The organism is Paenibacillus oryzae, assembly GCF_001675045.1.
GTDB classification, from domain to species: domain Bacteria; phylum Bacillota; class Bacilli; order Paenibacillales; family Paenibacillaceae; genus Pristimantibacillus; species Pristimantibacillus oryzae.
Genome location: NZ_LYPA01000080.1, coordinates 198,754 through 213,292, shown reverse-complemented (window position 1 = coordinate 213,292; position 14,539 = coordinate 198,754). Strand labels below are relative to the sequence as shown.

General features: G+C 51.4%; 10 protein-coding genes. 3 read left to right on the top strand and 7 right to left on the bottom strand.

The window, feature by feature from the left end; genetic code table 11:
• Positions 1 to 459: 459 nt before the first annotated feature.
• Positions 460 to 1,107, bottom strand: coding sequence for a deoxyribose-phosphate aldolase (gene deoC / locus A7K91_RS24905; RefSeq protein WP_068687385.1), 648 nt, complete (start codon positions 1,105 to 1,107; stop codon positions 460 to 462).
• 218 nt (positions 1,108 to 1,325) lie between these two features.
• Between deoC and A7K91_RS24900 the strand changes: the two genes are divergently transcribed.
• A complete protein-coding gene (locus A7K91_RS24900) occupies positions 1,326 to 2,153 on the top strand; it encodes a purine-nucleoside phosphorylase (RefSeq protein ID WP_068687188.1) in 828 nt (275 codons plus the stop codon).
• A gap of 142 nt (positions 2,154 to 2,295) precedes the next feature.
• On the opposite strand, the gene A7K91_RS24895 is transcribed toward A7K91_RS24900, so the two are convergent.
• The 4 genes from A7K91_RS24895 to A7K91_RS24880 all read right to left on the bottom strand — a co-directional run bounded on the left by A7K91_RS24895 (position 2,296) and on the right by A7K91_RS24880 (position 6,988).
• Complete coding sequence (locus tag A7K91_RS24895) at positions 2,296 to 4,014, bottom strand: ABC transporter ATP-binding protein (protein WP_068687187.1); 1,719 nt, start codon at positions 4,012 to 4,014, stop codon at positions 2,296 to 2,298.
• 36 nt (positions 4,015 to 4,050) lie between these two features.
• Positions 4,051 to 4,548 (bottom strand): translation initiation factor IF-3, encoded by a 498-nt coding sequence (gene infC / locus A7K91_RS24890; protein ID WP_245697810.1) that lies wholly within the window; start codon positions 4,546 to 4,548, stop codon positions 4,051 to 4,053.
• A gap of 154 nt (positions 4,549 to 4,702) precedes the next feature.
• Positions 4,703 to 5,680 (bottom strand): diaminopimelate dehydrogenase, encoded by a 978-nt coding sequence (locus A7K91_RS24885; RefSeq protein WP_068687186.1) that lies wholly within the window; start codon positions 5,678 to 5,680, stop codon positions 4,703 to 4,705.
• 48 nt (positions 5,681 to 5,728) lie between these two features.
• Positions 5,729 to 6,988, bottom strand: a complete 1,260-nt coding sequence (locus A7K91_RS24880; RefSeq protein WP_068687185.1) for a Glu/Leu/Phe/Val family dehydrogenase — start codon at positions 6,986 to 6,988, stop codon at positions 5,729 to 5,731.
• Positions 6,989 to 7,536: 548 nt separating this feature from the next.
• On the opposite strand from A7K91_RS24880, the gene A7K91_RS24875 reads away from it, so the two are divergent.
• Positions 7,537 to 8,361, top strand: a complete 825-nt coding sequence (locus tag A7K91_RS24875) for a class I SAM-dependent methyltransferase (RefSeq protein WP_068687184.1) — start codon at positions 7,537 to 7,539, stop codon at positions 8,359 to 8,361.
• Positions 8,362 to 8,370: 9 nt separating this feature from the next.
• Here A7K91_RS24875 and A7K91_RS24870 read toward each other — a convergent pair whose 3' ends face one another.
• Positions 8,371 to 9,549, bottom strand: a complete 1,179-nt coding sequence (locus A7K91_RS24870; protein ID WP_068687183.1) for a mannitol-1-phosphate 5-dehydrogenase — start codon at positions 9,547 to 9,549, stop codon at positions 8,371 to 8,373.
• 143 nt (positions 9,550 to 9,692) lie between these two features.
• Positions 9,693 to 10,376, bottom strand: coding sequence for an HAD family hydrolase (locus A7K91_RS24865; protein ID WP_068687182.1), 684 nt, complete (start codon positions 10,374 to 10,376; stop codon positions 9,693 to 9,695).
• Between the two features lie 471 nt (positions 10,377 to 10,847).
• Here A7K91_RS24865 and A7K91_RS24860 point away from each other — a divergent pair, with 471 nt between their 5' ends.
• Positions 10,848 to 14,528, top strand: a complete 3,681-nt coding sequence (locus A7K91_RS24860; RefSeq protein WP_068687181.1) for an S-layer homology domain-containing protein — start codon at positions 10,848 to 10,850, stop codon at positions 14,526 to 14,528.
• The last annotated feature ends 11 nt before the right edge of the window (positions 14,529 to 14,539 follow it).

Genomic DNA, 14,539 nt, shown 5'->3' with positions numbered 1-14,539 from the left:
TTCGTATAAAATAAGGGCGAACAAATGCCTTTCTTGTCACTTTGTACGATTATTCATACAAAATATCCGCTTGGAAGCTGCGCTTTTTTCATTTTGTATGATTCTTCATACAAAACGAAATAAATACCCCATTTCAATTAGTGTTTTGTGTGGAAAATCGTACAAATTGTAATTTTCCAACTGTCACCCTGACAATCAACTTAAAAAGCAAACTTCCGGAACACTGGTAAAACAGCATTCTTGAAGTTTGCTTTTTTATTTTTGATAGCAGTAGTAAAGGGCTTTGATCAAGTCAGCCCTATTTAGGGCGTGTCTGAATACTCCGAGGGGTAGTGCCAATTTTTTGTCCCAGGCAAAGAAGTTTTGTGCAGGCTTACCGGGGGTAAGTCAAACAAAACTGACGCAGCAGGGAGCGAAAAGGCGGTGCAAGATGACCTCAAGCGGGTTTTCAGACACGCCCTAGTACCCCTCGCCTTTGCCGCCGGTTACTATAGCTACACTGGCGCTTGCGCCGATGCGGGTTGCACCTGCTGCAATCATCTGCAGAGCCGTTTCCAGATCGCGAACGCCGCCGGAGGCTTTTACTCCCAGATCAGGGCCGACAATCCGGCGCATCAGGGCGATATCCTCCGCCGTAGCTCCTCCCTTGCCAAATCCGGTCGAGGTTTTGACAAAATCAGCTCCGGCTTTTACACAAAGCTGGCAGGCCAGCTCCTTCTCTTCATCGCTAAGAAGCCCTGTTTCCAGAATGACCTTCAGAGCAGCTTTGTCACGGCAAGCCGCAACGACTCCCTCTACATCTCTTTGCACGCCTTCGGCGTCTCCGGATTTGAGAAGTCCCACATTCAGCACCATGTCGATTTCAGTTGCTCCGGCTTGAATCGCTTCCGCTGCTTCAAAGGCTTTGGAGGCTGTTGTTGTTGCGCCCAGCGGGAATCCAACAACTGTCGTGATGCCTACTCCTGTTCCTTTAAGCGCCTCTGCGACAAGCGGCACCCAGCCTGCATTTACGCAAACGGTGGCAAATTTGTGCTCGGCAGCTTCCTTGCAGATATGGAGAACCTCTTCCCGGGTTGCATCAGCTTTCAAAATGGTATGGTCAATCATTGCCGCTACTTCGGCTTTTGTCAGGCTTGTATGGTTGCTCACTTCTATATTCCTCCCGTTACCTTATGATGGATATTCTTTCATTATAGACGCTATATGGACAATCAACAACAACAGCGCCGTTATGGTTTACTTTACCCTGCTTGTTGGGCTATTATGGATATGCTTCGTGAAAAAAGAACATCGGGCGTCCGCCTGATGACAAGGAGATGCAGCGCATGGAACAGATGTTGAACAAAATAAATGAAGCAGCCGCTTACATCGAAAGCAAATTAAATAACAAACCGGCTATCGGCTTGATTCTGGGCTCCGGCTTGGGCGTTATGGCGGATGAGGTGCAGAACGCAACCGTTATCCCCTATAGCGAAATTCCTCATTTCCCGGTATCCACGGTAGAGGGTCATTCCGGTGAGCTCGTAATCGGCGAATTGGAAGGCAAAACCGTCCTGGTCATGAAGGGACGTTTCCACTATTATGAAGGCTATTCCATGAAGGAAGTTGTGTTCCCGGTTTACGTGATGAAAAAGCTGGGCATCGGCACGCTTCTGGTCACCAATGCGGCAGGCGGCATGAATCGCGCATTCTCCGCAGGCGATTTGATGCTGATCAAGGACCATATCAACAATACAGGCAGCAATCCGCTTATCGGCGCTAACATTCCAGAGCTGGGGCCTCGCTTCCCCGACATGTCGCGCGCTTATAGCCCGGAGCTTCGCTCCATTGTGGCGGAGCAAGCCGATAAGCTGGGCGTGAAGGTGCAGCAGGGCGTTTACGTCAGCATCTCCGGCCCAACCTACTGTACGCCAGCAGAGCTTACGATGATGGCGGCATGGGGCGCTGACGCCGTAGGCATGTCCACTGTACCGGAGGTTGTAGCGGCTAATTATTGCGGCATCTCCGTAGCGGGCATTACCTGCATCACCGATATGGCAATTGGCGACGAGCTGGAGCCGCTCACCCATGAGCAGGTTGTACGCGTAGCCGAAGAAGCTCGTCCAAAATTTATATCGCTCGTTAAAGCGTCCGTTCGCTCGTTTCCCGTTTAGTGAAAAGGCCCGAGAGTCTGTGGAAAACCACACTCTTGGGCCTTATCTCTGTCGGAACTGCCCATAAACATTACTTGCAGACATCACATTTTAGCCGTGCTTGCGCTTATGTTTATGTTTATGTTTATGTTTATGCTTATCCTTATACGCGGCTGAACTGCGCTTCATGGAGGCGGCTGTAGATGCCGCCGGCTTCAACGAGTTCATCGTGCCGCCCTTGCTCGCTGATGCCGTTTTCCGTAACCACGATGATCCGGTCGGCATTTTTGATTGTGGCAAGACGATGAGCGATAACAAGCGTGGTACGTCCCACGGACAGCTCAGCCAGCGATTGCTGGATCGCCTGCTCCGTTTCCGTATCCAGCGCCGACGTCGCTTCGTCCAGTATAAGAATCGGCGGGTTCTTCAGGAACATCCGGGCAATGGCCAGCCGCTGCTTCTGTCCTCCGGACAGCTTCACGCCCCGTTCGCCAACCACCGTGTCCAGACCATTTGGCTGCGATTTAATAAAATCCTCCAGACGAGCGCGTCTGGCGGCCTCCATTACCTCGTCGTCGTTTGCGCCAAGCTTGCCGTACATTATATTTTCGCGAATCGTACCAGCAAAAAGGAACACGTCCTGCTGCACAATGCCAATATTGCGGCGCAGCGACTCAAGCGTCAAATCCCGTATGTCGTGGCCGTCAATGGAGATGCTTCCGCCCTCTATTTCGTAAAAACGCGGCAGCAGGCTGCATATCGTTGTTTTGCCGGCGCCCGAGGGGCCTACGAATGCAATCGTTTCGCCAGCAGCCACCGAAAGGCTGATGTCCTCCAGCACCTTCGCTTCACCCTCATAGCCAAACGAAATGTTGTTATATCGAATATCGCCTCTTAACGTGTCCACCGCGATGGCATTAGGCGAATCCGCAATGTCGGGAGCGGTATCCATTAGCTGGGTGTAACGCTTGAAGCCGGCAATCCCTTTTGGATAGCTTTCAATGACTGCGTTAATCTTTTCAATCGGTTTAAAAAAGATGTTGGTCAACAGCACAAACGTCACAAAATCCCCATAGTTCATCCCTTTTGCAATAACAAAATACGCACCAGCCATCAGCACAAATAACTGTACCAGACGCATCAAAATGTAGGAAACGGAGGCATTCGTGCTAATGATTTTGTAGGAAAGCAGCTTTGCCTCGCGGAACCGCAGATTGTTTCCTTTAAACAGCTTGCTTTCATGCTTTTCATTAGCAAAAGCCTGAACAACGCGAATGCCGCCGATGGCATCTTCAACACGGGCATTAAAATCGGCCATATCGCTGAATAGCCTGTTGGACGCTTTGGTCATCCGGCCGTTAAAATACAGCACCAGCACAATTATGACGGGAACGATCACAAAGGTCATAATGGCCAATGCGGGATTGATGTACAGCATGATGCCGAAGGCGCCTGCCAGCGTCATCGCCGCGATAAACATATCCTCCGGTCCGTGGTGGGCTACCTCGCCGATTTCAAACAGGTCGTTGGTCATACGCGACAGCAAATGACCGGTCTTGTTGTTGTCGAAGAAACGGAACGACAGCTTCTGAACATGATCAAAAAGCGCTCTGCGCATATCCGTCTCAATATTGATGCCTAGCATATGACCCCAATAAGTGACGATATAGGATAAAATGGTATTTACAGCATAAATAAGCAGCAGCACAACGCAGGCGGAAATAATCAGTCCCCAGTTTTCATCCGGCAGCAGCGTATTTACGACATAACCAACCGCAAGCGGGAAACAAAGCTCCAGAATGGCGAGCAGCACCGCGCAGCCAAAATCCAGAAAAAACAGTTTTTTGTATGGTTTATAATAGGAAAAAAATCGACGCAGCATATTGGACTCCTGTTCTTTTTATCTTAAATTTATCTGTTAAAGCGGCGCAACCTCAACCGCGGCTCCTTTGCCGCTGACCTGAATGCCTGTTGTTTTGCGTCCTGTGCCTGCGAGATCAGCCAACATACGCTCCAGCAGCTCCTTGGCCTTTGCGCCCTCCTTGCCTTTGGCCTGCACCGAAAGCAACACGCGGTTGCCATCCTTCAAAAGCTTCTCGGCACTCCGCAGCTTAGTATCATAATCGTGGTCTTCAATAGCCGGGGTCAGACGTATCTCCTTCAGCTTGCCGCCTCCTTGCGCCTTCCGCTCCTCCTGCTGCTGCTTTTCCCGTTCCCGTCTCGCATTGCCTTTGGCAACCAGGCGGCATGGCGGCGGGCTGCTCATCAAATTATCGCAGACCAGATCCGCCCCCAGCTCACGGGCCAGCCTCAGCGCCTCCTCGCGCTCCACAACCCCTAAGTTCTCGCCGTCCAGCCCTTTCAGTACAACCTCGGACGCTTTTATTTGTTCGTTCATTACCATTTTGGACGCCATAATCGTTACCCTCCATGCAAAATAATCAAACTCTTACTCATTATAGACGAAGCCACGGCCATACAGTATGGCTTATTTGATTAAAACCGAAAAAAACCGCTCTGGCGCCAAAGCGCCAAAGCGGTTTATGCAAGCCTTGCGGCTGCTGGTCGGACTATAGCAGTTCCTTGCGAAGCTCTGCCGGGCTTTTTGGTGACAGCAGGCCAAACGGAATATCGAATACCGTTTTGGCTCCATTGCCGCCTTCCGCGGCCAGCTTATAGGCTGCCCGGGCGTAGGCCACCAGCACGCTTGCCGTAAACTCGGGATTGCTGTCCAGCTTAAGCCCGAATTCAATAAGCTGTGTGCTGTTTGCGCCTGTTTTGCCGCTGCGAAGCACCATGCCTCCATGAGGCATAGAGGAATGATTGCTCCGCAGCTCCTCTTCGCTAATAAAATGGACAACCGTATCATAATCGGCGAAGTAGTTAGGCATGGAAACAATCTCCTGCTTGATGCTTTCCTGATCGGCGCCTTCTTCAGCCACCACGAAACATTCGCGAAGATGCTTCTCGCGGGTAGACAATTCCGGATTTTCGCCGCTGCGCACTCGTTCAACCGCAGCTTGGCTCGGAATGGTGTATTGCACGCCCGCTTTGACGCCGGCAACCCGGCGAATAGCATCGGAATGGCCTTGGCTTACGCCTTTGCCCCAGAAGGTATATTCCTTGCCCTCCGGCAAAATCGCTTGCGCAAGAAGACGATTCAGTGAAAACAAGCCCGGGTCCCAGCCCGTGGAGATGACGCTGACCTTGCCTGCCGCAGAAGCTTCTTTATTCACCGCTTCATAATACTCGGGAATGAGCGCGTGTGTATCAAAGCTATCTACCGTGTGGAACAATCGCGCAAAATAAGGCCCTTGTTCAGGCAGATCCGTTGCAGAACCGCCGCACAAAATCATGACGTCGATTTGGTCGCGGAACAGCTCCGCATCCTGGATAGCGTAAGCTTTAACACTCGCCGAGATGGACTCAGGGTCTCTTCTCGTGAATATAGCCTCCAGCTTCATATCCGGATTTTGCGATATGGCCATTTCTACGCCACGGCCCAAATTCCCGTAGCCGACAATGCCAATGCGTATTTGCTTACCCATGCTGCTAATCACCTTTTTCTTTAAGATAAAACTTGATAAAGCGGCCTCTTATACCCAGCCTCTTGCTTGCATAGCTGCGGAAATACGCTTGATAGCGATCATGTAAGCAGCTGTGCGCAAATCGACAGAGAACTCTTTTGCCAGGTCGCGAACGGCGCGGTACGAATGGATCATGTTGGTTTCCAGCTTCTCCAGCACCTCAGCCTCGCTCCAGTAGTAGTGCATCAGATTTTGCACCCACTCGAAGTACGAAACGGTTACGCCGCCTGCATTGGCCAATACGTCAGGAATAACGACTGTGCCTTTTTTAGCCAAAATGCGGTCGCCTTCCGGCGTTGTAGGTCCATTGGCTGCTTCCGCCACGATTTTGGCCTGTACGGTATGCGCATTGGAAGCCGTAATGACATTTTCCAATGCCGCAGGAACCAGAATATCAACATTCAGTCCGATAATTTGCTCGTTATTGATTGCCTCGGCGCCTTTGTATGAAGCCAATGCGCCTTCGTCCTTCAGACGTTCCGCCTCTTCAATATCAAGGCCGCCCTCCAGATAAATGCCGCCTTTGGAGTCGCTCACCGCAACAATTTTACAGCCAGCCTGGCTAAGCAGACGAGCTGCGATGCGTCCGGCATTGCCGAAGCCTTGAACAGCTACACTTGCTTTTTCCGGCGCCAGGCCCATATCCTCAAGCGCAGCCAGAATCGTGTACACGCAGCCTTGAGCTGTCGCTTCGTTACGGCCTTTGGAGCCGCCCAGGATAATCGGTTTGCCCGTAATGACGCCAGGGGAATATCTGCCCTTCAAACGGCTGTACGTATCCATCATCCAGCCCATAGTTTGCGCGTTGGTATAAACGTCCGGCGCAGGGATGTCCTTGTCGGGACCTACAAAGTCGGCAATAGCCTCCATGTATGCCCGGCTGATGCGCTCCAGCTCGCTTTTGCTGTGCAGACGCGGATCGCAGATGACCCCGCCTTTGCCGCCGCCGTAAGGCAGACCGACAACGCCGCATTTAAAGCTCATCCACATGGACAAGGCTTTAACCTCGTCAAGCGTTACATCCGGATGGAAGCGAATGCCTCCCTTAGTTGGACCGATTGCATCGTTATGTTGGGAACGATATCCTTCAAACACCCGAATTGAACCATCGTCCATACGGGCTGTAAAGTTCACGGTTAGCACACGCATCGGGCGCTTAAGAATTCCAATAATCTCCTCCGGCAATTGAAGGAGCGACGCCGCAGCGTCAACCTGTTGTTGAGCGATCTGGTAAGGATTCAAGTTTTCTTCCACTAACGTAACTGACATCGTAAACTTCAGCCTCTCCTTGGTAAATTTCACCCCTTTGCGACAAGCCGGAATAGCCAGCGCTAGCCAAATCCTTTAGTCGGCAAAAGAGAGTTTTTCTCATTTTACCCTCTGCGACTCCGTTTTGGGAAGATTTTTTTGTATGATAAGTACAAATATTTTGCCGTTTCGTTCATTGAAAATTAACATTTCACCTATTGTTATTATGAGTAACCGACGATGTCATGTTTTAACGCGTTAAATCGCATCAATCAACGACAATAGCGAATATTATTTGCACTATTTTGCATAAATATGCAAAGGCGACACAAAGGCAACATCAAAATCCCATTTGTACGATATGCCCAAAATTTGGACCAAGCGCCTGATACAGCACCTGTTTGACGAACAGAAACGGCACATGGTAAGTTGAGTGAGAAAGCAATTGGAAACCCTTAACAGCGTTCAACAGCAATCGTATTTTATCCGTAAATGAAAAACGTCATTCCCATCGCAATGATAAGCCGCAAGGCTTGAAAATACAAGTATCAGACCAAGGAGGAAATCCAATGCTGAATGACATCCGGCAAAGCAATGTCCAAAGATTCCAAGGGTTCGGTCAATTATACGATCAGAATCGCCCTGCAGCCCCGACAGAGGTTGTGTCGATTCTAACCTCCTATCTGGGCGAACGCCCCCGCAGCGTCCTTGATGTTGGCTGCGGAACGGGCCTCTCCAGCTGGATATGGGCGGACAAAGCAGACCATGTGATCGGCGTAGAGCCAAGCGATGACATGAGGGCAGTCGCTCTATCCAAATGGGCGGCTGCCGGCAGCCCTGAGCATCTCCGTTTTGTCCCCGGCTTCTCCCATGCTCTGGATATGAAGGACGACAGCATGGATATCATTACCTGCTCTCAATCATTTCATTGGATGGAGCCAAAGTCAACCCTGAAGGAGTTTGCACGCGTGCTTCGGCCCGGCGGGGTATTCGCCGCTTATGATTGCGACTGGCCTCCCGTGCTGGATTGGAGGCTGGAGCAAGCCTATCTCGCGTTGATAGCAGAAGCGGACGAAACGGCCGAGCGTTTGGCCAGGCTGGAGGGGCAGGAGCCCGCCCGCAAATGGGGCAAGGAGCATCATCTCGAAAACATTCGGATGTCGGGGCATTTTCGCTATGTCAACGAAGTGGTCTTCCATAACCGGGAGTTCTTCGATGCCGTCCGCTATGTCAATCTTGCACTCAGCCAAGGCGGTTTGCAGACAGCGTTGAAGCTTGGGGCCGACGCGTTGCCCCAAGCAGCAGAATCGTTCCGCCTTCTGGCGAGGGAAATTTTCGGCGGTAAAAGCCGTTCCGTTCTGTTTAGCTACCGAATGCGGCTAGGCATCCTTTAAAGCTTCACTTTAGAAGCGACTCGCTATCGCTGGTCTGTATTGATGCTTCATTTTATAATACTGGCTGGTAATGGTCTGATGGAGAGCATGCTTTTGCGGAATGCCCATATATTGCGTAACAACCTCGTCCGCTCCGCGAGCCAGGAGTGCTTTTTGCAGCTGAACGGCCTCCGGGTCCTCTCTATGATCAAACATCATCGCCGCGGCTATCGCTTCAACTAAATGTTCAGTTCCAAGTCCAAGCCGGTGCGCCTGCATGGCCGGACGGACAAGTCTGTCGTTGAGCGATAGCTTCCGCAGCGGAGAACGGCCTACGCGCAGCACATCATCCCTTAATCCGGGATTGGAAAATCGTCTCGCCATTCGTTCTATATACCGTCTGTGCTTATCTTTATCCCAATGATATTTGGCTCTCAGCAGCTCCCCGGTTTCCTTCATGGCATTAATGACCCGCCTCCGGAGCTTTGCGTCCCCCATTACCTCCTGAATCGTTTCATAACCTTCCAGATATCCATAATATGCCGCAACGCAATGTCCCGTATTGACCGTAAACAGCTTTCGCTCGATATATGGCTCCAGATCATCCACGTATTTGACGCCTTCGATTTCAGGAAATCCCTCCAGCATAGAGGAGCAATCAATGACCCATTCAAAATAAGGCTCTACCGTTACACGCAGCGGATTATCATCGGCTTGGGCCGGCACAATCCGGTCTACCGCCGTACAAGGAAACGCTACGCTTTCCTCCATCACCTTCCGCAGCTCTTCTGGAATATGCTTAAGAACGCGCCGCTTGAGCTGTGTGCTGCCGTCAATGGCGTTTTCACAAGCAATAATATGCAGCGGCTTGCGATTGTCCCGCCGCAGCTTTAGCTCAATGCCCGCCGCTATGGATTCCGCAATATGCTCCAGCGCTCCCAAGCCTACCGCTGTCGTAACAAGATCGGCATCGGCAATTTCGTTTGCGATTTTTTCAACATTCCTGCTATTAACCGCATTAATATTCCGGACAAGCTCTGTATCCCTGGCTTCATTAGCCATCATCACGGAATACCGCCTTTGCTGCTGCAGCAGCTGCACCTTTTTTTCATTTCTGGCCACAAAGGTAACTTCAAAACCGGACTGAGACAACAACAAACCGATAAACCCTCTCCCTATGTTTCCCGCTCCGAAATGGATGGCCTTCATGGCTTTCCCCCCACCCTTCATCATTTCCTCAACCTATAATAGTTTGAATATTCTGTCTATTTATCGTTGGGGAGGACGCAACAGCCTGGACTGCTGGCAACCTCCATTTATATTTATACCGTAATTATACCGAAACTCCCGGTCTATGCCCCGATTGCGCTGCTGCCGCAGCCTTTGCTGACAAGCTCGTCAAAGTCCACATCAGCCAGTGATTCGGCATGTTTGTTCAGATTGCCTTCATCAAAGGGCAGCAGCCTTGTCAGCTCATTAGGAACAATGATGCAATGCATGCCGGCAGCAGCGGCCGCTCTTGCTCCGTTAGGCGAATCCTCTACAGCGACTGCTTCGCCCGGCTCAACGCCAAGTCCTTGGAGAGCCAAGCGATACAGCTCCGGATCAGGCTTCACTTTGCTTACATCATCGGCCGTCGCCATACATTCAAAGTAGTGCCCGATGCGAAGCGCATCCAGATGCCTCTCAATCCAGGACCGCTTGGAGCTTGATGCAAGACCAATCTTCAAGCCGGCTGCTTTGGCTGCCTCCAGATATTCCAAAACGCCGGGACGGATTTTCTCCTTGCCCATCAATTCCGTATGGTCGCGATGTACGACAGCCCGGAACTCCTCTTCATCGATTGGCAAGCCATGCTCGGTCATCAAATACGTGTAGGGATTGAATTGGTGCAGACTGGTACCCACGCATTGCGAATATTGCTCGAGCGTCAGCTCGACGCCATAGCTCTTGTACCGATCGCGCAATGCGTAATACCATGGCGTTTCTGTGTCTATAATCGTTCCGTCAAAATCAAAAATCAATGCTTTTATCACAATAAATCGCTCCTTTCTATGCTTGCCTACAAGCAACGCGTTAATTATGTTAACAAGACCGTAACATGAGGTTTAGGGACGCGTCAAGGCTGAACGCCCATAGGGAACGGCCTGTCAGCATCAAAAATCAAAAAATGAGAAAATCGTGGAAACCGTTGAAACAGCTGAAAAGACAGCGCTTTTTGGCATCGCTTTCAATTGTCAGAAAAATTTTTTTTATTTTTTTCAAAAAAAACTTCCCTTCGACACTGGTTGCTGGCAGGAGTTTGCTTAATAAAATGGCAGCTAAGGCTTCATGGACTTGAATGACTTAAGCCCCTGTAAATACGATTGCTTGGCAAATTGCTTGTCGTATTTATCAAGATATATCCCTTTTGGTATATGTTTTTTGTTTGTTCAATTCAGTAGAATATCAGCAGGAAGACGACAACTTTCGTCTTTAAATGTCAATTTAAGGGAAGGAGAACAACATTGAACAGACAATTACGTTCGGTTGTTGCAGTGATGCTCGTTATTACACTCTTATGGACAGGACTGCCGAATTTCGCTGAAAGCAGCGTTCGAGCGAACGGAGCTCTCACGCTGGGCGACTTGCCCGTTGGCAGCCTGGTTAAGGAGATGGAAGGATATGACGGAAATTGGGTTATCCTTTCACAAGGACATTATGGGGCTGGCAATACGTTGCTGCTGCTGGATGGCACTGCAGCCCTTATGGAGGAGGCCTACGGAACGTGGCAGAACTCCCCAGTCAGAAGCTTCTTGAGGAGTACCTTCTATGATCAGTTATCTCAACGTTTTCGTGATCATATCGCTGAGGTGACCACCTACCAAAATGATGAGGCTACGGATAATGAAACACTGTTTTTACTCTCGCTTTTTGAATTATATCCGACCGACGTGGATTATCCATCAAAAGATATTTTACCGGCGGGCGGCAACCACGGTACTCTGATTGAAGGGGCATTGGACTATTTTTCAAATTGCGTTGATAACAATAAATGCTGGTTACGGTCCAACTCAGCCAACAATCAGGGACGCAAATTCCTTGTTTCTGTTTATCTTTCCCCTGTGAACATAGATTATCGGGTCAAGCCAGCTGTCAATTTGATCGATACTACCCCCGTATTCGGCCCTTATACATCGGAAGGGAAAACCTATTATACCCTCTTCGAGCCGCAAATCGATGCTCAACTGGAGGCTGTGAAGGCGGCAATTAACAGCTTGCCGGATTCTAGCCAGGTTACGCTATCAAACAAAGCAGCCATTGTTGATGCGCGGATTGCCTACAACGCGCTAAGCACAGAGCAGCAAGCTCTCGTCGACAACCTGGCGCGTTTGACGGACGCCGAGGAAGCCATCACGGCGCTGGAGGATGCCGCCGCTTCTGTTAAAGCCGCAATCGGCAATTTGCCTGAAGGCAGCCAGGTTACATTGGCGCGCAAAGCAGCCATCAACTCTGCTCGCAGCGCCTACAACGCGCTAAGCACAGAGCAGCAAGCGCTCGTCGACAACCTGACGCGTTTGACGGACGCCGAGCAAGCCATCACGGCGCTGGAGGATGCCGCCGCTTCTGTTAAAGCCGCGATTGGCAATTTGCCTGACGGCAACCAGGTTACGCTCGCGAACAAAGCAGCCATCAACTCTGCTCGCAACGCCTACAACACGCTAAGCATAGAGCAGCAAGCGCTCGTCGACAACCTGACGCGACTGACGGACGCCGAGCAAGCCATCACGGCGCTGGAGGATGCCGCCGCTTCTGTTAAAGCCGCAATTGGCGAGCTGCCAGCCGCCAGCCAGGTTACATTGGCGCACAAAGCAGACATCACCGCTGCTCGCAACGCCTACAACGCGCTAAGCACAGAGCAGCAAGCGCTTGTCGACAACCTGGCGCGTTTGACGGACGCCGAGGAAGCCATCACAGCGCTGGAGGATGCCGCCGCTTCTGTTAAAGCGACGATCGGCAATTTGCCTGAAGGCAGCCAGGTTACATTGGCGCACAAAGCAGACATCACCGCTGCTCGAAGCGCCTACAATGCGCTAAGCACAGAGCAGCAAGCGCTCGTCGACAACCTGGCGCGTTTGACGGACGCCGAGCAAGCCATCACGGCGCTGGAGGATTCCGCCGCTTCTGTTAAAGCCGCAATTGGCGAGCTGCCAGCCGCCAGCCAGGTTACGCTGGCGCACAAAAGCACCATCGCCGCTGCTCGCAACGCCTACAACGCGCTCAGCGCAGAGCAGCAAGCGCTTGTCGACAACCTGACGCGACTGACGGACGCCGAGCAGGTCATCACGGCGCTGGAGGATGCCGCCGCTTCTGTTAAAGCCGCAATTGGCGAGCTGCCAGCCGCCAGCCAGGTTACGCTGGCGCACAAAAGCACCATCGCCGCTGCTCGCAACGCCTACAACGCGCTCAGCGCAGAGCAGCAAGCGCTTGTCGACAACCTGACGCGACTGACGGACGCCGAGCAGGTCATCACGGCGCTGGAGGATGCCGCCGCTTCTGTTAAAGCCGCAATTGGCGAGCTGCCAGCCGCCAGCCAGGTTACGCTGGCGCACAAAAGCACCATCGCCGCTGCTCGCAACGCCTACAACGCGCTCAGCGCAGAGCAGCAAGCGCTTGTCGACAACCTGACGCGACTGACGGACGCCGAGCAGGTCATCACGGCGCTGGAGGATGCCGCCGCTTCTGTTAAAGCCGCAATTGGCGAGCTGCCAGCCGCCAGCCAGGTTACGCTGGCGCACAAAAGCACCATCGCCGCTGCTCGCAGCGCCTACAACGCGCTAAGCACAGAGCAGCAAGCGCTCGTCGACAACCTGACGCGACTAACGGACGCCGAGCAGGCTGTTCGCTTGCTGGAGTTTACACCATCGGCTCTTCCTATTATGTCGCCGAAGATTTCCGATTTTGACTTGTGGCTCAACGGTGAAAAGCTGAAGCTTGCCTATTGGAGCAACCCAAACGGGCAGAATCAGCCCTCGGCCAAATCCATGGTCCTTTTTAAGGAGCAGGAGCTTTATGCATATCTCGGCAATGCAGAAAATGGAACCTTGCTCCAATTGCCTATTCTCACAGGCCGCGACCAAGCTATTGTTGGAGTATCTCTGCCATTGACAAGCTACTTGTCAAAAAAAGAAATCTCTCTTGCCATAAATACCGAAAGCTATTCTTATACTATTCCGATGCAGCATCTGACATTGGACAAGCTGCTAAAAGCGTTTGGTCCATCTGTTAAGGAGGAGGACATCCTTCTAGAATTTATCATCGACGCTGCAGATGAAAAAAGGATAGCTAAACTTCAGACAGAGGCTGCTGCTGGCAGGCTGACAGCTGTTTCCAAACCAGTAAAATTTTCTATCGTGGCCGTAAGCGGAGAGGTTAAGGTAGAAATGCAGGACTTCCTGGGTTATGTGGAAAGAAGCATTTTATTGCCGGAAGGCGATTCCGCCTCGAAAATAGTCACGGGCGTCGTTATTGAAGCGGATGGAAGCCTGCGTCATGTGCCCACTAAGATCACCCAAAGCAACGGCATATACAGGGCTGTTATCAGCAGTATGACAAACAGTGTGTACGCCATCGTCAGCTTCCATTCCGAACTTTCTGATATTGAACAACACTGGGCACGTCCTTATGTATTGGAATTGGCAGCGCGTGCCGTTGTACAGGGTGATGAAAATGGGAGATTTCTGCCGGACAACGTTGTAACCCGGGCCGAATTCGCAGCCATGCTGACCAGAGCCTTAGGGCTTCCCGCTGAAAATGGCGAGAATCCTTTTTCAGATGTTGACACAGCCAGCTGGTATAGTCCTTCTGTCCATTCTGCGTATAAATATGGACTTATAAGCGGCTTTGGCGATGGAAACTTTCATCCTGGCTCTACCCTTACGCGCCAGCAGGCTGCCGTTATGATGGCCAGCGCCTTGAAGCTGGCCGGCGCTGCTCCTGCGTCCAATCCGCAAGCAGTGGAAAGCAGCCGGCCATTCAAGGATAGCGACCAGATATCGCCATGGGCAAAGGATGATATTGATAGCGCAGCTCAGGCAGGGATCATTTCCGGTCGAGCCAATGGTCAGTTTGACCCTCATCTGGAAATAACGCGCGCAGAGACCGCAACCATGCTATATCGACTGTTGACCTATTTAGAACTGATATAAACAGTAGGGCG